This window comes from Microvirga terrae (assembly GCF_013307435.2).
Lineage (GTDB): Bacteria > Pseudomonadota > Alphaproteobacteria > Rhizobiales > Beijerinckiaceae > Microvirga > Microvirga terrae.
In genome coordinates this window covers 5,265,316-5,287,206 of sequence record NZ_CP102845.1, presented here as the reverse complement: position 1 = coordinate 5,287,206, position 21,891 = coordinate 5,265,316, and the positions used below count along the sequence as shown (strand labels likewise).

The window sequence follows — 21,891 nt, the reverse complement described above, 5'->3', positions numbered from 1 at the left end:
TCGCATGAATTTCCTCTCGCGCCGCTCGCTTCTTGCCATCGCTGCCGTCACGGACATCGCGCTCCACGCCCGGCCGATGCCGGTTTCGGCCAAGGCGCTCGCGGCCCGGCACAACCTGCCTCCACGTTACCTGGAGCCGGTCCTGCAGGCCCTGGTCCGCCAGGGCATCCTGAAGGGGGTGCGCGGCCCCCGCGGCGGCTATGAGCTGGCCCGCGAGCGGCGCCGGATCACGGCCGGCGACATCGTGCGCATCGCCATGTCGGCCCTGGAGGAGGACGGATCCTCGCCGGTGCCGGAATCGCGCCTTGCCGAGGCCGTCGTATCGCCCCTGGTTCAGCGCGGAACCGAAGCGTTCCTGGCCGAGCTCGACAAGGTCACGGTGGAGGATCTGTGCCAGAAGGCGCAGGCGGAATCGGCCGTCGAAACGATCCCTGCGGTGGATTTCACGATATGACCTGTGGATCGTGGTGAATATCGACACTCCGTACGGGAAAGGCTAGATTTCCGCCGATCTGAAGGAGGATATTCATGGCTGACACCGCCCAACTGTCGGGCTCAGACGTCAAGCCCGGGCGCGGCCGGATCTACGGCTCGATCACGGAAACCATCGGCAACACCCCGCTCGTGCGCCTCAATCGGCTGCCCAGGGAGCGCGGGATCGACGCCGAGATCCTCGTCAAGCTCGAGTTCTTCAACCCGATCTCCAGCGTGAAGGATCGCATCGGCGTCAGCATGATCGAGGCTATGGAGGCTGCAGGCACGATCAATCCCGACACGACCCTGATCGAGCCGACCTCCGGCAATACCGGCATCGCGCTCGCCTTCGTGGCGGCGGCGCGAGGCTACCGCCTGATCCTGGTGATGCCCGAGACCATGTCCATCGAGCGCCGCAAGATGCTGGCCTATCTGGGCGCTGAGCTCGTCCTCACCCCCGGCCCCATGGGCATGAAGGGCGCGGTGGCGCGGGCCGAGGAACTCCTGAACGAGATCCCTAATTCGGTCATCCCGCAGCAGTTCAAGAATCCGGCCAATCCGGAGATTCATCGCAGGACCACCGCGGAGGAGATCTGGAACGACACCGACGGCCGGTTCGACGCCTTCGTGGCGGGCGTCGGCACCGGCGGCACGATCACCGGCGTCGCCCAGGTGATCAAGCCGCGCCTGCCGGCCATGAAGGTGATCGCCGTGGAGCCGGAGGATTCCCCGGTGCTCTCCGGCGGCCAGCCCGGTCCGCACAAGATCCAGGGCATCGGCGCCGGCTTCGTGCCGGATGTCCTCGACCGCTCGCTCATCGACGACGTGGTGACGGTCGGCAACCAGACGGCGTTCGACACGGCGCGCCGGCTCGCGAAGCTCGAAGGCATTCCCGGCGGCATTTCGACCGGCGCCAACGTGGCGGCCGCGCTCGAAGTGGCGGCGCGCCCCGAGTTCAAGGGCAAACGCATCATCACGGTCGCGCCCTCCTTCGCCGAGCGCTACATCTCGAGTGCCTTGTTCGAAGGGCTTTGATCCTCTCTGTACGCGTACCATCGGGGGCGGCTTCACGGCCGCCCTTTTTGTTGGCGCGTCGCGCAAGCGTGGCCAGAACTTCGCCCCGCCGGCCGGGTTCTCCTTGCACGCACGAAATTCGAACGATGTTTCAAGGAGTTCATCATGGCGGAACGCAAGGCGCCTCATTCACTGAAGGATCAGACGGCGGACCAGATCCGCAACGAGCAGCGCGGCGGCATCGACAGTCCCGTCGATCCGAACCGGGACGGCGGAATCGAGGGCAACGCGACCCTGAGGCGTGTGTGGAGCGAGCCCGGCGGCGAGGCCTACAACTACCGCCAGGGGCAGACCGGCCAGACCAGCAAGGCCGGCATGGACGGTCATGACGAGCTCACGGCCGCCGAGACGCCGGAGACCACCAGGCACCTGAGCGACGCGAGCCTCTCGCCCGAGGACAAGGACGCGACGGCCGAAGCCATCGAGCGCGCGACCGCCGTGAACGGCAAGCAGGAAGGCTGAGAGGACACCGCGATGGGCAATGCAGGTTACGGCAATCACACCGACGACACGAAAAAGGACGTCGAGTCCAAGCGGCTCGACCCGCAGGGAGGCCAGCAGGGGTCGACCGAACAATCCCCTGACGGGAAGCAGCCGGCGGCAGGCCCCCACAGCAAGCCGTCGCTGACCAATCCGGATTCGACGCCCGGCACGGGAGCCCTGCCGGATGTTGGCGATCACGACGCGACGGATTCCACCAGCTCGTAGGAACGGAAACACCATCATGACCCAGAACCAGAATGCGGGGCCCCGTGTCCCGACGGAACGCCCTGACCCGGACGAAGCCGGGCGGGATCCCGGCCCGGGCGCCCAGGACCGACCCGGGTTCGATCTCGGTGGCGCGGTGGATCCTTCCAACACGACTCAGGTGGGCTCGGGCACCATTCCCGGCGGGCCGAAGGGCAGTCCCACGAACGGCACCGATGCGGGCGGCCGGGCGACCGGGCTCACCGATCCGAGCGGCTCGCGCTCCCTCGGCAACGAGGGGGATGCAGGCTCCGATTCCGGCTCGGGCCCGACCGGCGGCTCCGGCGGTCCCGCGTAAAGGCAGCAGAAGGAACAGCAGCGATGGCGAAACCCGACGACAAGTCAAAGCAGGCTACCGACGAGGATATCAGCGCCCCCCGGCTGACCCCGCAGGGTCGCGAGAACCCGGAGGCCTCGGGCGAGGATTCGACGAACCCGATGGGCGAGGGCGCGAAGAAGGGCCAGAGCAGCAAGGCCGAAGGATAAGCCCTCTCCCGAGACCAAAAAGGCCGCCCCGAGGGGCGGCCTTTCCATGGGCGGGATGCGGCGCGTCAGGCGCTCAGCGCTTCCTTCTGCTTCTCGGCGCGCTTGCGGTCGTTCGGGTCGAGGATCGCCTTGCGGATGCGGATCGACTTCGGCGTCACCTCGACGAGCTCGTCGTCCTCGATCCAGGCCAGCGAGCGCTCCAGGGTCATGCGGATCGGCGGCGTCAGGCGCACGGCCTCGTCCTTGGACGTGGTGCGGATGTTGGTGAGCTTCTTGCCCTTGAGCACGTTCACCTCGAGATCGTTCTCGCGGTTGTGCTCGCCGACGATCATGCCCTGGTAGACCTTCCAGCCGGGCTCGATCATCATCGGGCCGCGATCCTCAAGGTTCCACAGGGCATAGGCCACGGCCTCGCCGGCATCGTTGGAGATCAGCACGCCGTTGCGCCGTCCCGCGATCTCGCCCTTGTAGGGCTCGTAGGCGTGGAACAGGCGGTTCATGATCGCGGTGCCGCGGGTGTCGGTGAGCAGCTCGCTCTGGTACCCGATGAGGCCGCGGGTGGGAGCGTAGAACACGAGACGCTGGCGGTTGCCGCCCGACGGCTTCATCTCGATCATGTCGGCGCGGCGCTCGGACATCTTCTGCACCACGACGCCGGAATGCTCCTCGTCCACGTCGATGACCACTTCCTCGATCGGCTCGAGCAGCTGGCCGTTCGCGTCCTTCTCGAACACCACGCGGGGACGCGACACGGCAAGCTCGAAGCCTTCGCGGCGCATGGTCTCGATCAGGATCGCGAGCTGCAATTCGCCGCGGCCGGAGACGTAGAACGAATCCTTGTCGGCCGCCTCCTCGATCTTGAGGGTCACGTTGCCTTCCGCTTCCTTGAACAGGCGGTCGCGGATCATGCGGCTCGTCACCTTGTCGCCCTCGGTGCCGGCGAGCGGGCTGTCGTTGACGATGAACGACATGGTCACGGTCGGCGGATCGATCGGCTGCGCCTGGATCGGGATGTCGTTCTCAGGAGCCGAGAAGGTGTCGGCCACCGAGCCCTTCACGAGGCCCGCGATGGACACGATGTCGCCCGCCTCGCCGACCTCGATCGGCTGGCGCTCCAGGCCGCGGAACGCGAGGATCTTGGACACGCGGCCGGTCTCGACCACCTTGCCCTCACGGTCGAGCACCTTGATCGACTGGTTCGGCTTCACCGTGCCGGAAGCGATGCGGCCCGTGACGATGCGGCCCAGGAAGGGGTTGGCTTCGAGCAGCGTTCCGAGCATGCGGAACGGGCCGTCCTCGGTCTTGGCCGGGGGCACGTGATCGAGCACCAGGTCGAAGAGCGGAGCCAAGCCCTCATCGCTCGGACCTTCCGGCGACTTGGCCATCCAGCCGTTGCGGCCGGACCCGTAGAGGATCGGGAAGTCGAGCTGCTCGTCGGTGGCGTCGAGCGCCGCGAACAGGTCGAACACCTCGTTGATGACCTCCTGGTGGCGGGCATCCGGGCGGTCGATCTTGTTGATCGCCACGATGGGCCTGAGGCCGATCTTGAGGGCCTTGGACACCACGAACTTGGTCTGAGGCATCGGGCCCTCGGCCGCGTCCACGAGCACGATGGCACCGTCGACCATGCTCAGGATGCGCTCCACCTCGCCGCCGAAATCGGCGTGGCCTGGGGTGTCGACGATGTTGATGCGGGTGTCCTTCCAGACCACCGACGTCGCCTTCGCCAGGATGGTGATGCCGCGCTCCTTCTCCAGGTCGTTCGAGTCCATGGCGCGCTCTTCCACGCGCTGGTTCTCGCGGAAGCTGCCGGATTGCTGGAGCAGCTTGTCGACGAGGGTGGTCTTGCCGTGGTCGACGTGGGCGATGATGGCGATATTGCGGAGTTTCATACGGGGTCTTTCAAAGCAAAGCGGCCCGGCACGCGGCAAGCTTAGCCGCGCCCCTGGCTCGTACCGGGCGATAAATCTGATGCGCTGCAATATAGTGATTAGTCTGCGGCGGCAATAGGGCGGGTTGGTACCTTTCTGGGCAAAGCGGGCAGCACCTGCGGGCCCGCAGCTTGCGCTGCGAGCCTGCAGGATGATCGAGGGTGGCGCGAGTGGCAGCCCGGCTCGATGTCTGAGGTGATAAGCGAGAGCCAAGCTGCTCGTCGCGCACGGTTCTTTTCAGGCGGACCAGCTGGACGGAGCCCAAGGTCGGCCTCCTGCGCGCCCAGGGGTGCGAAGCCTGTCGCAGGACCGTGCCGGCTCCCACACTTGCGACGCCTCGCGAGCGCGCCCCTCGAAGGAACCGATCTGTCCAACGATATAGCTTAGCTTGGCACCCCTGTCAAGAACAAAGTGAGAACATGATCCCAGCGAGCTGAATACCGGCTCACCCCATCCTCCGCCGTCATGGCCGGCCTTGTCCCGGGCATCCCGATCGGAAGAGCGCCGCGCCTCACCGGATCGGGATCACCGGCACAAGGCCGGTGATGACGAGGAGGGTGTCGGGTCGGGCGGAGGGCGTCAGGACGGGCCGAGGGCGACCCAAGGGCCGCGGGAAGACGGGAGAGGTGCGGGAGCGGGATGGCCGGGACAATGTCTTTGCCGAGGTGCGCAGCCGTCCCGTCCCGTCAAGTTCTCCGCCTCACGGGCCGGAGATCATTGAACGAACGCTTTGACGGCCTAAATGGCAGGGAACTCCCTGCTTCCCGAAAGTCGGCATGTCGGCCAGCCTCATCTTGAACATTTCGCACCGGCCCGCGTCCACGGCTGCGACAGGCAGTCACGATGCACCATAGGCCTGCGCTCAATCTCGACTTCCTGAGCGGAGGCGGCGAGATGGGCGCGCTCATGCGGGCTCACGACTGGACCACGTCGCCCCTGGGTCAGCCGGAAGGCTGGCCGCAGAGCCTCCGGACCGTGGTGAGCCTGATGCTCACCTCCAAGTTCCCCATGTTCGTCGCCTGGGGGCCGCGCCTCGCCTTCCTGTACAACGACGGCTACAGGCCCATCTTCGGGGCGAAGCACCCGCATGCCCTCGGCCTGCCGTTCCGGGAGGTATGGTCGGAAATCTGGCCCGACATCGAGCCGCTGGTCACTAAGGCGCTCGCCGGCGAGGCGACGTTCCACGAGGACCTGCACCTGGTGATGGAGCGCCACGGCTACCCCGAGGATACCTGGTACACCTTCTCCTACTCGCCCGTGCGCGACGAGACGGGCGGCATCGCCGGCATGTTCTGCGCCTGCACGGAGACGACCGGTGAGGTCAAACTGCGCGCCGCCCTGCGGGCCGAGCAGGACCGGCTGCGCGAACTCTTCCAGCAGGCCCCCGGCTTCATGGCGATGCTGAGCGGGCGCGACCATGTCTTCGAGCTGGCGAACGACGCCTATCTTCAGCTCGTGGGCCACCGTCGCGACATTATCGGCAAGACCGTCCGCGACGTTCTGCCCGAGGTCGCCGGCCAGGGCTTCTTCGAGCTGCTCGACAGGGTCTACACGAGCGGTGAGCCGTTCGTCGGCCGCAACCTTCGGGTCGGCCTCCAGCGGCGGCCTGGAAGCCCCGTCGAGGACCGCTTCGTCGACCTGGTCTACCAGCCGGTCACGGACAGAGACGGCAAGGTCACGGGCATCTTCGCCGAGGGATACGACGTCACCGAGCGGGTTCAGGCCGAGGAAAGCGTCCGCGAGAGCGAGGCGCGGTTCCGCAATCTCGCCGACAATGCCCCGGTGATGGTCTGGGTGACGGAAGTCGACGGGACCTGCTCCTACCTGTCCCGCACCTGGTACGAGTTCACCGGCCAGAGCCCGGAGACCGGACTGGGTTTCGGCTGGCTCGACGCCGTTCATCCGGACGACCGCGGCTGGTCGGGCGAGATGTTCCGGACCGCCAATGCCCGCCAGGAGCCGTTCCGGCTGGAATACCGGCTCCGCCGGGCCGACGGCACCTATCGCTGGGCCATCGATGCCGCCGCGCCGCGCATCGGCGAGGACGGCACCTTCCTGGGCTATGTGGGCTCGGTGCTCGACATCACCGAGCGCAAGGAGATCGAGGAGCGCCTGCGGGCGAGCGTGGCGGAGTTCCAGACCGTCACCAACGCGGCGCCCGCCCTGGTCTGGGTCGGCGCGGAAGACGGCCGTATCCTCTACATGAACGAGCGCTGGCACGAATTCACCGGGCAGACCACCGAGGAGGCGCTCGGCTACGGCTGGGCCAGCACGATGCATCCCGAGGACGTGGAGCGCGTCCTGCCCTACTGGCAGCGCTGCCGCGAGACGGGTGAGATCTACGAGGGCGAGGCGCGCTATCGTGGCCGGGACGGGGAGTACCGCTGGCACGCCTTCCGGGCCATGCCGCATATCGGCCCGGAGGGCGCCATCGCGAAATGGTTCGGCGTCAGCGTGGACATCCACGAGCGCAAGGAATGGGAGGAGCATCGGGAGCTCCTCATCAACGAGCTGAACCACCGGGTGAAGAACACCCTGGCCATCGTGCAATCGATGGCCGCCCAGAGCCTGCGGCAGCTGAGCGAGGAGAGCCGCCCCAAGCTCCAGGCCTTCGAGGATCGCCTGTTCGCGCTCGCCCGCGCCCATGACGTGCTCACGCGCGAGAACTGGGAAGGCGCGGAGCTCCGGGAGATCATCGACGAGGTGGTCGAGCCCTATCTCCGGCAGAAGACGAGGCACCTCGACATCGAGGGCCCGCGCCTCCGCCTCATCCCGCGGACGGCCCTGGCGATCGCCATGGCGATCCACGAACTCGCCACCAACGCGGCGAAATACGGCGCGCTCTCCGTCCCGTCGGGATGCGTTCACATCACCTGGGCGGTCGAGCCGGGCGAGGTTCCGCGCCTGGTGCTGCAATGGCGGGAGCGCGACGGCCCGCGCGTCACCGCCCCCACCCGCCGCGGCTTCGGCACGCGCCTGATCGAGCGGAGCCTGGCGCAGGACATCGGCGGCGACGTCCGGCTGACCTATGCGCCCACCGGGGTCGTCTGCGTGATGAACGTTCCGTTGACCGAGACGGGCGGGACAGCGGAGCACCATTCAGCCTATTGAGGGCCCGACTGTGCTTGGCCTTCCGGTCGCGGTGCTGCGCCAGGAACCCTGGCGCAGCCTTGCGCGTCACCCTGCGGTGATCGTGCCATACCGATCGCAGGAGACGGGACCATGATCCGTGCCGTATCGGCTGCCTTGGCCCTTGCGGCGTCCATGCTGGCGTCCTCCGCCCTGGCGGCAGAATGGGCCGACGACGAGGCGCAGGCCGATGCCTGCGAACGGACGCTCGCGCTGTTGACGACCGGCAAGGTCGACGAGGCCGTCGACGCGATCTTCCTGGTGGCGCAGCCTTGGGATCCGAGGGCGGTCAGGGCGCGCCAGGAATACGCGAAGCTCGCCGATTCGATGCGCGGCTTCGTGCGCGCCGGCCTCGACGCGGTGCACAGGCAGAACGACTCCACGATCGTGCGCTCCCACCGGAGGGTGTCGCGCCCGACCCTCGGCGAGCGGGTGATTCATGTCGAGCAATGGGAGTTCGACAACGGACGCAAGGTCTATGCGGGCTGCGTGCGCTGGCCCAATGCGGCGCCGGGAAAAGGCTGGGTCACCGAGATGGAATTCGGGCCCGACGAGGCCGAGGTGGTCGAGCGGCTGGGCGAGAAGGTCAGGCGGATGGGCGCCAAATAGCAGAGCCTCGCGGCAGGGTTCGATCGATCCGATGCGCGATGCATTTCCCGCGTGCGCCAAGATAGCGGGGAAGCCCTGTGCGACAAGCTCTCCATCCGGACATCTGCCCCGTCAGGAATGCAATTGTCCGCAGCCCGGCAAAGGACCGAGCATCGCAGGTGATCGATTCCCGACGCCACTCCGATCCTGGAGAAAAAGGGAACGGTCGATGTCGCTCAGGGAGGAGAACGCGATGGGAGCTTTGACCGGAACCGCACGCCTGATGCCGTATGTGGGCCTTCTGCTCGCCAGCACGGCCATTCCGGCCGTAGCCGACATGTCGAGCGCCGTCCGGACCACGTCGCAGCAGGTGAAGGGCCTGCAGGCGCCGGCGGAAATCATCGTCGATCACTGGGGCATCCCGCACATCTATACGGCCAACCAGCACGACACCTTCTTCATGCAGGGCTACAATGCGGCCCGCGACCGGCTCTGGCAGATCGACCTGTGGCGCAAGCGCGGCCTCGGCCTGCTGGCGAAGGATTTCGGCCCCGATTATGCGGAGCAGGACCGGGCCGCCCGCATGTTCCTCTATCGCGGCGACATGGACAAGGAATGGGCCGCCTACGGGCCCAACGCCAAGACCTACACGGAAGCCTTCGTGGCCGGCGTGAACGCGTTCGTCCAGGAGGTCCGGGACGGCACGCGGCCGGCGCCGGCGGAGTTCAGGATCGCCGGGACGCAGCCCGATCTGTGGAAGCCTGAGGACGTGGTCCGCATCCGCAGCCACGGCCTGACCCGCAACGTGGCCTCCGAGGTGCGGCGCGCGCAGGTCGCCTGCGCGGCCGGCCTCGACGCCGACCGCCTGCGCACCAAGTTCGAGCCCGAGTGGCAGACGAAGGTCCCGGCCGGCCTCGACCCGTGCTCCATCCCCAAGGACGTGCTGAAGGATTACGAACTCGGCACCAAGGACGTCTCGTTCGTGGCCCCGCAGAAGAAGGCCTCCCTGGACACCCATGAGGACTTCCTCAACGAGGCGATGGCCAACATCGACCGGATCGGGTCGAACAACTGGGTCGTGTCGGGCTCCCGGACGGCCACGGGCCGGCCGATCCTGGCGAACGATCCGCACCGCGCCCACGGGGTGCCGTCCCTCCGCTACATCGTGCATCTGAACGCGCCCGGCATGTCGGTGATCGGTGCCGGCGAGCCGGCGCTGCCGGGCGTCTCCATCGGGCATAACGGGAAGATCGCCTTCGGGTTGACGATCTTCGCCATCGACCAGGAGGACCTCTACGTCTACGAGCTCAACCCGGCCAATGCCAACCAGTACAGGTTCCGCGACGGCTGGGAGGACATGAGGGTGGTGCGCGAGACCATCGAGGTGAAGGGCGAGCAGCCGCGCAATGTCGATCTGCTCTTCACGCGCCACGGGCCGGTTCTGTCGAAGGACGATGCCGGCCAGCGGGCCTTCGCCATGCGGTCGGTCTGGTTCGATCCCGGCACCTCGGCGTATTTCGGCTCGTCGGACTACATGACGGCCCAGAACTGGAACGGCTTCCTCGAGGCCATGAACCGCTGGGGCGCTCCGTCCGAGAACCAGGTCTACGCAGACACGGACGGCAATATCGGCTGGGTCCCGGGCGGCCTCACGCCGAGGCGCGCGAGCTATGACGGCCTGATGCCCGTGCCGGGCGACGGGCGCTACGAGTGGGAGGGCTTCATCCCCCTGGCCGACCTGCCCAAGGAGTACAACCCGGCTCAGGGCTTCTTCGCGACCGCCAACCAGAACAACCTGCCGCCGGGTTATCCGGTGAACGAGCGCCGGATCGGCTTCGACCAATGGGCCGATCCTGCCCGGTTCGAGCGCATCACGGAGGTGCTGAAGGCGAAGCCGAAATTCACCCTGGCCGACGCCATGGACCTGCAGAACGACGACACGAGCATGCTCGGCCGCAGGCTCGTGGCCCTGGTGAAGCCGCTCCGGTCCGAGGACCCGAAGCAGCGGGCCGCGCTCGAGCTGCTGCAGAACTGGGACGCCCGGGAGACGGCCGACAGCGCCGGCGCGGCCCTGTTCGAGGTCTGGACCAGCAAGCATCTCGGCCGCGCCACGGTGGCCGCGACCACGCCCGAGGCGGCGCGCGCCATCATCGGGAACGGCAGCCTCTCGGCGGTGGTCGACTACCTGGAGAAGCCCGACCAGGCTCTCGGGGCCGATCAGGCGACGGCCCGGGACAGGGTTCTGCTCCAGAGTCTCACGGCGGCGGCCGACGAGGTCGGCAAGCTTCTCGGCGACGACATGGCGCAATGGAAGTGGGGCAACCTGCACCAGGCCGAGTTCAGCCACGCCCTGAAGCCGCTGGCCGACAAGGCCACCCAGGCGCAGATGACCGTCGGGCCGCTGGTGATGGGCGGCGGCAACAACGTGCCGCACGCGGCGGGCTACAGCACGTCCACGTTCAAGGTGACGTCCGGGGCCTCGTTCCGCATGGTGCTCGATGTGGGCAACTGGGATGCCAGCCGGGCCATCAACACGCCCGGCCAGTCGGGCAACCCCTACAGCCCGCATTATCGCGATCTCGCGCCGCTCTGGGCGACCGGCGATTACGTGCCGCTGGTCTATTCTCGGGACGCGGTGGAGAAGGCCGCGAGCGAGCGCCTCCAGCTGACGCCTTAGGGTCCGAATTGCCAGGCTTGTGGGCTCTGAGAAGGACCGGCGCGCAGCCGGTCCTTTTTGACGACGATCCGCCCTTGCCGTTACTGGCTCGGAGCCGGGGTGCTCGCCGCCACGCGCCACACGACGTTGCCCGTGTCGTCGGCGACCAGGAGGGCGCCGGTCCCGTCGATGGTCACGCCCACGGGTCGGCCGCGGGCCTGGTCGCCCTCGATGAACCCGGTGACCACGTCCTGCGCCTTGCCGGACGGGCGGCCGTTCTCGAACGGCACGTAGACCACCTTGTAGCCGTTGAACGCGGTGCGGTTCCAGCTCCCGTGCTCGCCGATGAACGCGCCTCTCCGGTAGGGCTCCGGCAGGGTGGAATTCATCGAGAAGGTCAGGCCGAGCGCCGCCACGTGGCTCGAGAGCGCGTAATCGGGCTTCACCGCCTTCTGCACCATGTCCGGGCGCGGCGGGTGCACGCGCTCGTCCACGTGATTGCCGAAATAGCTCCACGGCCAGCCGTAGAAGGCGTTCTCCTGCACGGAGGTCAGGTAGTCCGGCACGAGGTTGGGGCCGAGCTCGTCGCGTTCGTTCACCACCGTCCAGAGAACGCCGGTCTCGGGATGGAACGTCAACCCGTTGGGATTGCGCAGGCCCGACGCGAAGACGCGGGACAGGCCGGTGGCGCGGTCCACCTGCCAGATGGCGGCCCGGCCCTTCTCGGCCTCGAGCCCGCGCTCGCCCGCATTCGAGTTGGAGCCCACCGACGCGTAGAGGAACCGGCCGTCGGGGCTCAGGGCCAGGTCCTTGGTCCAATGATGGTTGATCGGCCCGCCGGGCAACGGCGCCAGCACCCGGGGGGCGGCCGTGATCGCGGTCTCGCCGAGCCGGTAGGGATAGGCCAGGATCGCGTCGGCGGCGGCCACGTAGAGAATGTCCTCGTGCCAGACCACCCCGAAGGGCGAGTTCAGTCCCTTCAGCAGATCGTGGCGCTCGTCGACCGTGCCGTCGCGGTTGGTGTCGCGCAACAGCGTGATCAGGTTGCTCTCCTTCTTCGGCCCGCCGCTGTCGCCCTTGGCGATGGCCATGATCCATTGCCGGATGTAGTCCTTGGGCCGCGACAGCGGCTTGCCCTCCGGCGCCCGCGACTGGACGACGAGCACGTCGCCGTTCGGCAGGGTGCGCACCAAGCGCGGGCTGACCAGGTCCCGGGCGTAGGCCGTCACGGTCATCCCCTGGGGCGCCTTCGGCGCCTGTCCGTCCTTCCAGCCGACCACCTCGGCGACCTTCAGGTCGGGCAAGAGCTCCGTGCTGGGCACCGGCAGGACCGGGTCGGGGCCGATCTGGCTCGCGATGTCGAAGGTTCCGTTGCCGTCGTTGCAGCCGGCGAGCGCCAGAACCAGGAGGCACGGTCCCGCGAGCGCGGAAAAGGGCCGGACGCGGAATCGATCAGTCATAGGCGTGCTCTCCCAGGGCAGGTCCATAGGCGAACGACGTGCTGAGCCAGAGCGTGACGAGCAGGGCCAGCACCGTGAGGGCCGACAGGGTCAGGCCCCAGGGCACGACCGCCGTCCAGCCGTCGGCCGCATGGGCCAGGTTGTTGAAGAAGGCCAGGAGCAGGACCACGAGGGTGCCGATGGCGGCCGGCCAGCCGAACCGCACGGCCCGGGTCCGAAAGCGGACCAGATAATAGAGCGCCCCGAAGACGGCCGCCGCCACCCCGACGGTGATTCCCGCGAGCAGGAGCCAGGCGGAGAACTCCACCCACATCAGGTTCGACGTGCGCCAATAGGCGATGTCGGCGGCGAGCGCGAGGATGAAGCACGCGACGGGAAACGACGCCAGCAATCTCTGGATCGTATGCCCGGCAACCGCCGCTCGCGACGGCCGGGACGGAACATGGAACGACGGCATCGGGCCTCCCTCGCGCGATGAGACTTTTATCTCTACGGCTGAGTTTCCCTTAAGTTCCCCGCTCTCCCCAAAGGGCACTCTCACATCAACGCGACAGGACGGGGATTGGCTGCACGCGGACGCCGACACCCTCCCACGTCATGGCCGGGCTCATCATCGGGATCATCGGCACTGGGCCGGTGATGACATCGAGGCGAGATGACAGATGGACCGTCGCGAAGCAACGCGGTGTCGGAAACGAAAATGGCCGGGACAGGCCCGGCCATTTTGCAGCATCCCGTCGTCTCGTCGCTTACAGCCCCAGCTTCTTCTTGCGCTGGGCGAGCGTGCGCAGGCGCAGGGCGTTGAGCTTGATGAAGCCGGCGGCGTCGCGGTGGTCGTAGGCGACGGCGCCTTCCTCGAAGGTGACGAGGTCCTGGTCGTAGAGCGTGTAGGGGCTCTGGCGGCCGATGATGTGGACGCCGCCCTTGTAGAGCTTGAGCGTCACCTCGCCGGTGACGAATTCCTGGCTCTTGTCGATGAGGGCCTGGAGCATCTCGCGCTCGGGCGAGAACCAGAAGCCGTTATAGATGAGCTCGGCGTATTTCGGCATCAGCTCGTCCTTCAGGTGGGCTGCGCCGCGGTCGAGGGTGATCGACTCGATGCCGCGATGGGCGAGGTGAAGGATCGTGCCGCCCGGGGTCTCGTACATGCCGCGGCTCTTCATGCCGACGAAGCGGTTCTCGACCAGATCGAGGCGGCCGATGCCGTTGATCTTGCCGAACTCGTTGAGCTTCGCGAGAAGATCGGCCGGGCCCAGCTTCTGGCCGTCGATGGCGACCGGGTCGCCTTTCTGGAACTCGATGCGGATCACGGTCGGCTTGTCGGGGGCGGATTCGGGATCATTGGTGCGCGAATAGACGTAGTCCGGCACGTCGAGCGCGGGATCCTCAAGCACCTTGCCCTCGGAGGAGGCGTGCAGGAGGTTGGCGTCGACGGAGAACGGGGCCTCGCCGCGCTTGTCCTTGGCGATCGGGATCTGGTGCTGTTCGGCGAACGCGATGAGCTGCTCGCGGGAACGCAGATCCCATTCGCGCCAGGGGGCGATCACGGTCACGTCGGGCTTGAGGGCGTAATAGCCGAGTTCGAAGCGCACCTGGTCGTTGCCCTTGCCGGTGGCCCCGTGGGACACGGCGTCCGCGCCCACCTTCTCGGCGATCTCGATCTGCTTCTTGGCGATCAGCGGCCGGGCGATGGAGGTGCCGAGCAGGTACAGGCCCTCGTACTGGGCATTGGCGCGGAACATCGGGAACACGTAGTCGCGCACGAACTCGTCGCGCAGGTCCTCGATGAAGATGTTTTCCGGCTTGATGCCTAAGAGCTCGGCTTTCTTGCGGGCGGGCTCCAGCTCCTCGCCCTGGCCGAGATCGGCGGTGAAGGTCACCACCTCGCAGCCATAGGTGGTCTGCAGCCACTTGAGGATGATGGAGGTGTCGAGGCCGCCGGAATAGGCGAGCACGACCTTGTTCACGCGCTTCTCAGCCATAGCAAAGGTTCCGATGATAAGGGTGCTCGCGACTTAGAACATCGGGCCTCAAAGGGAAAGCTCCTTGTTGGTCGGGGAAGGCGGTATGTGTCCGTTGCATTCCTGACCGGAAAGCCAGGGGCTGCCATAACTTCAGGGAATGCGATAGGTCGGATCCGGGAGCGAAAAGCCGGCTCCGGGAGGCGGCCCGTTCTTCCTCCAGGCATCCGGCAGTGAAAGGCGTCCATGATCCGTCAGCCGCAGCTCGAATTCTGGTACGAATTCGCCTCCACCTATTCCTATCTCGCGGCCATGCGCATCGAAAAGGCCGCCGCGGAGGCCGGCGTCGGGCTCCTGTGGCGCCCGTTCCTGCTGGGCCCCGTCTTCAAGGCTCAGGGCCTCGAGACCTCGCCCTTCGCGGCCTATCCGGTCAAGGGGCGCTACATGTGGCGGGACATGGAGCGGGAGGCGGCCCGGTGCGGGCTGCCCTTCTACCGTCCCAAGACCTTTCCCCAGAACGGGCTCCTGGCGGCGCGCGTCGCGCTGGTCGGCGTCGAGCCCGGCTGGACGCCGGCCTTCACGAAGGCCGTCTATACGGCCGAGTTCGGCGAGTGCCGCGACATCGCCGATCCGGCGGTGCTGGCCGGGATCCTGTCCGAATTGGGGCTCGAGTCCGAGGCCATCCTGGCGGACGCGCAGGGGGAGACCAACAAGATGCGCCTGCGCCGGATGGGCGACGAGGTGCAGTCCCGCGGCCTCTTCGGGGCTCCGACCTTCTTCACCGAGGATGGGGAGATGTTCTGGGGCAATGACCGGCTCGAACAGGCCCTCGACTGGGCGGTCGCCCAGGCCCGGCGCTCGGACTGGCCGGTTTGACCCACGGTCAAGCTGGCTCTATGTCGACCCCGACGAGATAAGGCCGCAGCGAGACGCCAATCGCCGGCACCGTCCGACAATCCTTCCATCCTCACCGCAAAAGCCGTGCGCTCCTTCGCCAGGAGTGCATGCCCCCGTTGGAAAACGAGACGCATGATGTTGATGAAAAACAGTGTCGCCGACCAGAAAGGCCGCCTCAAATCGATCCTCGGCGGATCGGCCGGCAACATGGTCGAGTGGTACGACTGGTATGTCTATTCCGCCTTCACGCTCTATTTCGCCCCGATCTTCTTTCCCAAGGGCGACCAGACCGCCCAGCTCCTGAACGCCGCCGCGGTCTTCGCGGTCGGGTTCCTCATGCGCCCCATCGGGGCCTGGATCATGGGCATCTATGCGGACCGGAGGGGCCGCAAGGCCGGCCTCACCCTGTCGGTGACGCTCATGTGCACGGGCTCGCTGATGATCGCCGTCACGCCCGGCTACGAGCGGATCGGCGTGTTCGCCCCGATCGTCCTGGTCCTGGCGCGCCTGCTCCAGGGCATCAGCGTCGGCGGCGAATACGGCGCCAGCGCCACCTATCTCAGCGAGATGGCGGGCAAGAGCCGGCGCGGCTTCTTCTCCAGCTTCCAGTACGTCACGCTGATCTCGGGCCAGCTGATCGCGCTCGCCGTGCTGCTGATCCTGCAGCAGGTGATGACCGAGCCGTCGCTCGAAGCCTGGGGCTGGCGCATCCCGTTTGCCATCGGGGGCGTGCTCGCGGTGATCGTGTTCTATCTCCGCCGCGGCCTGGCGGAAACGGAATCCTACAAGAACGCGCAGGGCGCGCAGGCGAACGACGCGAAGGCGCCCCGCTCCAGCGGCCTCGCGCTCTTCACCAAATATCCGCGCGAGGCCTTCACGGTGATCGCGCTCACCGCCGGCGGCACTCTCGCCTTCTATGCCTACACCACTTACCTGCAGAAGTTCCTGGTCAACACCTCGGGCTTCTCCCGCGAGGCGGCGAGCCAGATCACGGCCGCGGCCTTGTTCGTCTTCATGGTGCTGCAGCCGGCGGCCGGCGCCTTGTCGGACCGGATCGGCCGCAAGCCCCTGATGGTAGGCTTCGGCATCCTCGGCGTGCTGTTCACCTACCTGATCTTCTCGACGCTCGCCGGCACGAAGGACCCCTATGTGGCCTTCGCCCTCAGCCTGGCGGCCCTCGTGATCGTCACCGGCTACACGTCGATCAACGCGGTGGTGAAGGCCGAGATGTTCCCGGCCCATATCCGGGCGCTGGGCGTCGCGCTGCCCTATGCCATCGCCAACACGGTCTTCGGCGGCACGGCCGAATACGTGGCGCTCTGGTTCAAGCAGGCCGGGATCGAATACGGCTTCTTCTGGTACGTGACCGCCATGATCGCCATCTCGCTCGTCGTGTATCTGCGCATGCGGGACACCCGCCAGCACAGCCTGATCCACGAGGATTGAGGGCCGGCTCTCCGGCGTCGGCCGTTCCCGTTCACGCCCCCGCTTCCCTGAAGCGGGGGTGATTCGTTTCAGGCCCCGCCTGTCGCGGCGGGCTTGTCGATCCCTCCAAAGAGCAGTTCCAGCTTGGCGGAAATATGAGATTCTAATCCCCAAGCGAGACTCGCGGTCGGGCTGACCCGTGGGCGACAAGAACGCCGACAGAGGGAGGTATCCATGACTTCGCAACGCCATGCACCGGGCGGGGACCGTGCTGTCCTGTCCAGACGCAGTCTCATCACGGCCATGGGGGCAGGGGCCCTGGCAGCGAGCTCAGGCCGCGCCCTGGCCCAGGCTCCCGCCCAGCCGCCCAGCACCGTGACCAATCCCCCGCGCGATTTCAGCCCCAGGGGCGCGCCGACGACCTATTTCACCGACCCGGACGTGATCACGGTCGATCCGCTCTTCAACCAATATGCCCAGCCCAACAGCGCCATCACCCGCCTGTGGACGGGAACGCTCTGGGCCGAAGGGCCGGCCTGGAACGCCCAGGGGCGCTATCTCGTCTGGAGCGACATTCCCAACAACCGCCAGATGCGCTGGCTGGAGGACGACGGCCGCGTGAGCGTGTTCCGCATGCCGTCGAACAACTCCAACGGCAACAGCTTCGACTTCCAGGGCCGCCAGCTCTCCTGCGAGCATCTCACCCGGCGGGTCGTCCGCTACGAGCTCGACGGCTCCATCACGGTGCTGGCCGATTCCTTCGAGGGCAAGCGCCTCAACTCGCCCAACGACGTGGTGGCCCATCCCGACGGCAGCTACTGGTTCACGGACCCGCCCTATGGCGGACAGCTCTACGAGGGCGCACCCGACGTGCAGGGCGGGCCGAGCAATGCGGGCGGGCGGCTCAATCCCAAGCTCGGCCAGCCTGTCGGCATCGGCACGGTGCGGCGCGAGCTGCCGACGAACTGCTACCGGGTCGACCCGAGCGGCCGCGTCGACCTCGTGGTCACGGAGGACCAGGTGCCCGACCCGAACGGGCTGTGCTTCTCGCCCGACTACAAGAGGCTCTACGTGGCGAGCACCGGCAAGGGCCCGGGCGACACGGGGCCGGGCGGCAAGGGCGACATCCATGTCTTCGACGTGGGCACCGACAACCGGCTCTCCAACCGCCGGCTGTTCTCCGACTGCATGATCGACGGGGTGAAATGCGGGCCGGACGGCCTGCGCTGCGACGTGGACGGGAATCTCTGGGCCTCGAGCAATGCCGGCCGGGCGGTCGGCTACAACGGAGTCACCGTCTGGACGCCGGAGGGCAAGCTCATCGGTCGCATCCGCCTGCCCGAGGTCTGCGGCAACATCTGCTTCGGCGGGCCCAAGCGCAACCGGCTGTTCATGGCGGCGAGCCAGTCGCTCTACGCGGTCTACGTGAACACGCAGGGGGCCGGGCCGGGCTGAGGGCCGGGCCGCTGCCGCGGGGATTCTCGCAAATCCTTGAAAGCCTTGTGATCCGGGGCCACATGGGATAAAAGAACCCCCATCCGACAGGACATTGACGGTTTATCAAGCGTAGGGCGCGTGTTCCGCGCCCTTGTGGCGTCCCGAAAAGTCTTGCCGGACCAAGCGTTTCCATCCGTCGATGATACGCCGGCCCGCTCAGGAGAGCGGCATGCCCTGGACATGGCCCTAAAAGGGGCGTCCTCGGGCAGCGGCGGCTGGAAACGGCCCGTTAACACGAGCCGCCGGCGTTGCCCCTTTGAACGAGGGCCATTCAGGAGAACCTATGTCTGCAGCTTTGCAACAGCCGAGCCGTGAAGATTTCGCGGCCCTGCTCGAAGAATCCTTCCGCACCTCCGAGATCAGCGAAGGCTCGGTCGTGAAGGGCAAGGTGGTCGCGATCGAAAAGGACGTCGCGGTCATCGATATCGGGGCCAAGACCGAAGGTCGCGTCGCCCTGAAAGAATTTGCCGGCCCGAACCGCGACCAGACGGTCGTCGTCGGTGACGAGGTCGAGGTCTATGTCGAGCGCATCGAGAATGCGCTGGGCGAGGCCGTCATCTCCCGTGACAAGGCCCGCCGCGAAGAGTCGTGGGTGAAGCTCGAGAAGGCCTTCGAGGCCGGCGAGCGCGTCAACGGCACGATCTTCAACCAGGTGAAGGGCGGCTACACGGTCGACCTCGACGGCGCCGTGGCGTTCCTGCCCCGCTCGCAGGTCGACATCCGCCCGGTGCGCGACGTCACCCCGCTCATGGGCGTGGCCCAGCCGTTCCAGATCCTCAAGATGGATCGCCGCCGCGGCAACATCGTCGTGTCGCGCCGTACGGTTCTCGAGGAGAGCCGCGCCGAGCAGCGTTCCGAGCTCGTGGCTAACCTCGAAGAGGGTCAGGTCATCGACGGCGTGGTCAAGAACATCACCGAGTACGGTGCGTTCGTTGACCTCGGCGGCATCGACGGCCTGCTGCACGTCACCGACATGGCATGGCGCCGCGTCAATCATCCGTCCGAGGTCGTAACCATCGGCCAGACGGTGAAGGTGAAGATCATCAAGATCAACCACGAGACGCACCGCATCTCGCTGGGCATCAAGCAGCTGCTGGCCGATCCGTGGGAGGGCATCGCCGCCCGCTATCCGGTCGGCGCCAAGCTGAAGGGCCGCGTCACGAACATCACCGACTACGGTGCGTTCGTCGAGCTCGAGCCTGGCATCGAAGGCCTGATCCACGTGTCGGAGATGTCCTGGACGAAGAAGAACGTCCACCCGGGCAAGATCATCTCCACCTCCCAGGAGGTCGAGGTCGTGATCCTCGAGGTCGACCAGGTGAAGCGCCGCATCTCGCTGGGCCTGAAGCAGACGCTCCAGAACCCGTGGGAGGCCTTCGCCGAGAAGCACCCGGTCGGCACCGAAGTCGAAGGCGAGGTCAAGAACAAGACCGAGTTCGGTCTGTTCATCGGTCTCGAGAACGACGTCGACGGCATGGTCCACCTTTCGGATCTCGACTGGAACCGTCCGGGCGAGCAGGTCATCGACGACTTCAAGAAGGGCGACGTCGTGCGCGCTCAGGTTCTCGACGTGGACGTCGAGAAGGAGCGCATCTCGCTCGGCATCAAGCAGCTTGCGGGCGATCCCTTCGCCGAAGCCGGCGAGATCAAGAAGGGCCAGATCGTCACCTGCGAGGTTCTCGAGGTGAAGGACGGTGGCCTGGAGGTGAAGATCGTCGACACCGACCTCACCACCTTCATCAAGCGCAACGAGCTCGCTCGTGACCGCGCCGACCAGCGCCCCGAGCGCTTCGCCGCCGGCGAGAAGCTCGATGCCCGTGTCACGCAGTTCGACCGCAAGGCCCGCCGCGTCACCGTCTCCATCAAGGCCCTCGAGGTCGCCGAGGAGAAGGAGGCCATGGCCCAGTACGGCTCGACCGATTCGGGCGCGTCGCTCGGCGACATCCTGGGTGCCGCCCTCAAGGCCCGCACCGACAAGAAGTAATCGGGCTCCGCACGTCGGAGACTGATGGATCCCCGGGCTCCGGCCCGGGGATTTTCATTTCCGCAAGCCCGCGCGAGTCATCGCGCGGGTTTTTTGTTGGCCATCTCCCTTTCCGCCCTATCTGCTTGCGCGCGGGCGCATTTTCGGCTGCAGCGGATTCGGGCTAGCCACCTGGAAATTGCGTCCAAACCGCTCTAGGGTGCTGCCCTTCTCATCCGACTTGGAACCAGCAAGAGACCAATCGATGTCCATCGATGCCGAAGCCATCGCCGACCGCCGCCGTCTGCGCCGCAAGCTGTCCTTCTGGCGCGTCGCCGGCTTTTCCGGCCTGATCGCCGCCGTGGCCGCCCTCGGCTACGCTGCCGCCGACCGGGCGGGATACGGGGCGATCCAGAACCAGATCGCGCGGATCTCCGTCGACGGCGTGATCACCGGCAACCAGCGCCTGGCCGACCTCATGCAGCGCGTGGGCGATTCGAGCGCGGTCTCCGGCGTCGTGATCTCCATCAACAGCCCCGGCGGCACCACGACGGGCTCCGAGGAGCTCTACCGCAACATCCGCCGGCTCAGCGAGAAGAAGCCCGTCGTCACCTTCGTGGACGGCACGGCCGCGTCGGGCGGCTACATCACGGCGATCGCCACCGACTACATCGTCGCCCGCGAGACATCGCTCGTCGGCTCCATCGGGGTGCTGTTCCAGTATCCCGACCTGTCAGGCCTCATGGGCCAAGTCGGCGTGAAGCTCGAGGAGGTGAAATCCTCGCCGCTCAAGGCGGAGCCGAGCCCGTTCAAGCCGACCTCGCCCGAGGCCCGCGCGGCCATGCAGGCGGTGGTCAACGACACCTACGACTGGTTCAAGGCCTTGGTGCGCGAGCGCCGCCGGCTCAACGAGGGCGAGCTCGCTGCAGCCTCCACCGGCCAGGTCTTCAGCGGCCGTCAGGGCGTGCCCATGAAGCTCGTCGACAGGATCGGCGGCGAGCGCGATGCTGTCGTCTGGATGGAGCAGAACAAGGGCGTGGCCAAGGATCTGCCGATTCGCGACTGGAAGCCGAGCAGCGACCGGGATCTGTCCTTCTTCGCCATGAGCGCAACGGTAGCCGACCTCTTCGGATTCGAGCGCGTGGCCGATGCGCTCCGCCGGACATCGTCCCATGCCGAGATTGCGCAACTTGACGGCCTTCTGGCTGTCTGGCAACCTTCGGAAAAATAAAGCAACGTCAAAGATATAGCCACTCCATGATCAAATCCGAACTGGTGCTCAAGATCGCCGAGCAGAACCCGCATCTCTATCAGCGCGACGTCGAGAAGATCGTGAACGCCATCCTCGATACGATCGGCGACGCCCTCGCCAGGGGCGACCGGGTCGAGCTGCGCGGCTTCGGCGCGTTCTCGGTGAAGAAGCGCGATGCCCGCACGGGCCGCAACCCGCGCACGGGTGCAGCCGTTTCCATCTCCGAAAAGGTCGTTCCCGTCTTCAAGACGGGCAAGGAAATGCGGCAGCGGCTCAATGCTCCGGCCCCGAAGGTGCTCAAGGCCGCGGCCGCGCAGTGAGTTCTGCCCACGGTCCTTGCCCATGATTCTT

General features: G+C 66.8%; 19 protein-coding genes. 15 read left to right on the top strand and 4 right to left on the bottom strand.

All coding sequences use genetic code 11. The features are described from left to right. Positions 1-4 precede the first annotated feature (4 nt). From HPT29_RS24705 to HPT29_RS24680, 6 genes are all read left to right on the top strand, one after another. Positions 5-454 (top strand): RrF2 family transcriptional regulator, encoded by a 450-nt coding sequence (locus HPT29_RS24705; RefSeq protein ID WP_173945656.1) that lies wholly within the window; start codon positions 5-7, stop codon positions 452-454. Positions 455-528: 74 nt separating this feature from the next. After that, positions 529-1,509 carry a cysteine synthase A gene (cysK, locus tag HPT29_RS24700; protein WP_173945655.1) on the top strand — a complete coding sequence of 327 codons (981 nt, stop codon included), beginning with the start codon at positions 529-531 and terminating at the stop codon, positions 1,507-1,509. A gap of 144 nt (positions 1,510-1,653) precedes the next feature. Continuing rightward, entirely contained in the window at positions 1,654-2,010 is a 357-nt protein-coding gene (locus HPT29_RS24695) for a hypothetical protein (RefSeq protein ID WP_173945654.1), read from the top strand. 12 nt (positions 2,011-2,022) lie between these two features. Next, positions 2,023-2,256: a hypothetical protein gene (locus HPT29_RS24690; RefSeq protein ID WP_173945653.1), complete on the top strand. Its 234-nt coding sequence runs from the start codon at positions 2,023-2,025 to the stop codon at positions 2,254-2,256. Positions 2,257-2,272: 16 nt separating this feature from the next. Beyond that, positions 2,273-2,593: a hypothetical protein gene (locus tag HPT29_RS24685; protein WP_173945652.1), complete on the top strand. Its 321-nt coding sequence runs from the start codon at positions 2,273-2,275 to the stop codon at positions 2,591-2,593. Positions 2,594-2,616: 23 nt separating this feature from the next. Next, positions 2,617-2,781: a hypothetical protein gene (locus HPT29_RS24680; protein WP_173945651.1), complete on the top strand. Its 165-nt coding sequence runs from the start codon at positions 2,617-2,619 to the stop codon at positions 2,779-2,781. A gap of 65 nt (positions 2,782-2,846) precedes the next feature. Here the strand turns inward: HPT29_RS24680 and typA are convergent, their stop codons facing one another. Further along, the gene (typA, locus tag HPT29_RS24675; RefSeq protein ID WP_173945650.1) at positions 2,847-4,673 is read right to left on the bottom strand and encodes a translational GTPase TypA; all 1,827 of its coding nucleotides are present in this window, start codon (positions 4,671-4,673) and stop codon (positions 2,847-2,849) included. A gap of 882 nt (positions 4,674-5,555) precedes the next feature. Here typA and HPT29_RS24670 point away from each other — a divergent pair. The 3 genes from HPT29_RS24670 to HPT29_RS24660 all read left to right on the top strand — a co-directional run bounded on the left by HPT29_RS24670 (position 5,556) and on the right by HPT29_RS24660 (position 11,106). Continuing rightward, a complete protein-coding gene (locus tag HPT29_RS24670; RefSeq protein WP_173945454.1) occupies positions 5,556-7,823 on the top strand; it encodes a PAS domain S-box protein in 2,268 nt (755 codons plus the stop codon). Between the two features lie 111 nt (positions 7,824-7,934). Then, positions 7,935-8,450, top strand: coding sequence for a hypothetical protein (locus tag HPT29_RS24665; protein ID WP_173945453.1), 516 nt, complete (start codon positions 7,935-7,937; stop codon positions 8,448-8,450). Between the two features lie 232 nt (positions 8,451-8,682). After that, positions 8,683-11,106, top strand: coding sequence for a penicillin acylase family protein (locus tag HPT29_RS24660; protein ID WP_173945452.1), 2,424 nt, complete (start codon positions 8,683-8,685; stop codon positions 11,104-11,106). 80 nt (positions 11,107-11,186) lie between these two features. Here the strand turns inward: HPT29_RS24660 and HPT29_RS24655 are convergent, their stop codons facing one another. The 3 genes from HPT29_RS24655 to HPT29_RS24645 all read right to left on the bottom strand — a co-directional run bounded on the left by HPT29_RS24655 (position 11,187) and on the right by HPT29_RS24645 (position 14,527). Next, positions 11,187-12,545, bottom strand: a complete 1,359-nt coding sequence (locus tag HPT29_RS24655; protein ID WP_173945451.1) for a PQQ-dependent sugar dehydrogenase — start codon at positions 12,543-12,545, stop codon at positions 11,187-11,189. Beyond that, on the bottom strand, positions 12,538-13,002 hold the full coding sequence (locus HPT29_RS24650; RefSeq protein ID WP_173945450.1) for a DUF2231 domain-containing protein: 465 nt from the start codon (positions 13,000-13,002) through the stop codon (positions 12,538-12,540). Before HPT29_RS24650 ends, HPT29_RS24655 begins: the two co-directional genes overlap by 8 nt. 292 nt (positions 13,003-13,294) lie before the next feature. Then, complete coding sequence (locus HPT29_RS24645; protein ID WP_173945449.1) at positions 13,295-14,527, bottom strand: argininosuccinate synthase; 1,233 nt, start codon at positions 14,525-14,527, stop codon at positions 13,295-13,297. A 225-nt stretch (positions 14,528-14,752) separates the two neighbouring features. On the opposite strand from HPT29_RS24645, the gene HPT29_RS24640 reads away from it, so the two are divergent. The 6 genes from HPT29_RS24640 to ihfB all read left to right on the top strand — a co-directional run bounded on the left by HPT29_RS24640 (position 14,753) and on the right by ihfB (position 21,860). Further along, a complete protein-coding gene (locus HPT29_RS24640; protein WP_173945448.1) occupies positions 14,753-15,382 on the top strand; it encodes a 2-hydroxychromene-2-carboxylate isomerase in 630 nt (209 codons plus the stop codon). A gap of 156 nt (positions 15,383-15,538) precedes the next feature. After that, positions 15,539-16,849: an MFS transporter gene (locus HPT29_RS24635; protein ID WP_173945455.1), complete on the top strand. Its 1,311-nt coding sequence runs from the start codon at positions 15,539-15,541 to the stop codon at positions 16,847-16,849. Positions 16,850-17,131: 282 nt separating this feature from the next. Beyond that, the gene (locus tag HPT29_RS24630; protein ID WP_432807312.1) at positions 17,132-18,283 is read left to right on the top strand and encodes an SMP-30/gluconolactonase/LRE family protein; all 1,152 of its coding nucleotides are present in this window, start codon (positions 17,132-17,134) and stop codon (positions 18,281-18,283) included. Between the two features lie 325 nt (positions 18,284-18,608). Then, a complete protein-coding gene (rpsA, locus tag HPT29_RS24625) occupies positions 18,609-20,309 on the top strand; it encodes a 30S ribosomal protein S1 (RefSeq protein ID WP_173945446.1) in 1,701 nt (566 codons plus the stop codon). A gap of 244 nt (positions 20,310-20,553) precedes the next feature. Next, positions 20,554-21,519: a signal peptide peptidase SppA gene (sppA, locus tag HPT29_RS24620; protein WP_173945445.1), complete on the top strand. Its 966-nt coding sequence runs from the start codon at positions 20,554-20,556 to the stop codon at positions 21,517-21,519. A 26-nt stretch (positions 21,520-21,545) separates the two neighbouring features. Continuing rightward, a complete protein-coding gene (gene ihfB, locus HPT29_RS24615; protein WP_173945444.1) occupies positions 21,546-21,860 on the top strand; it encodes an integration host factor subunit beta in 315 nt (104 codons plus the stop codon). Positions 21,861-21,891 lie beyond the last annotated feature (31 nt).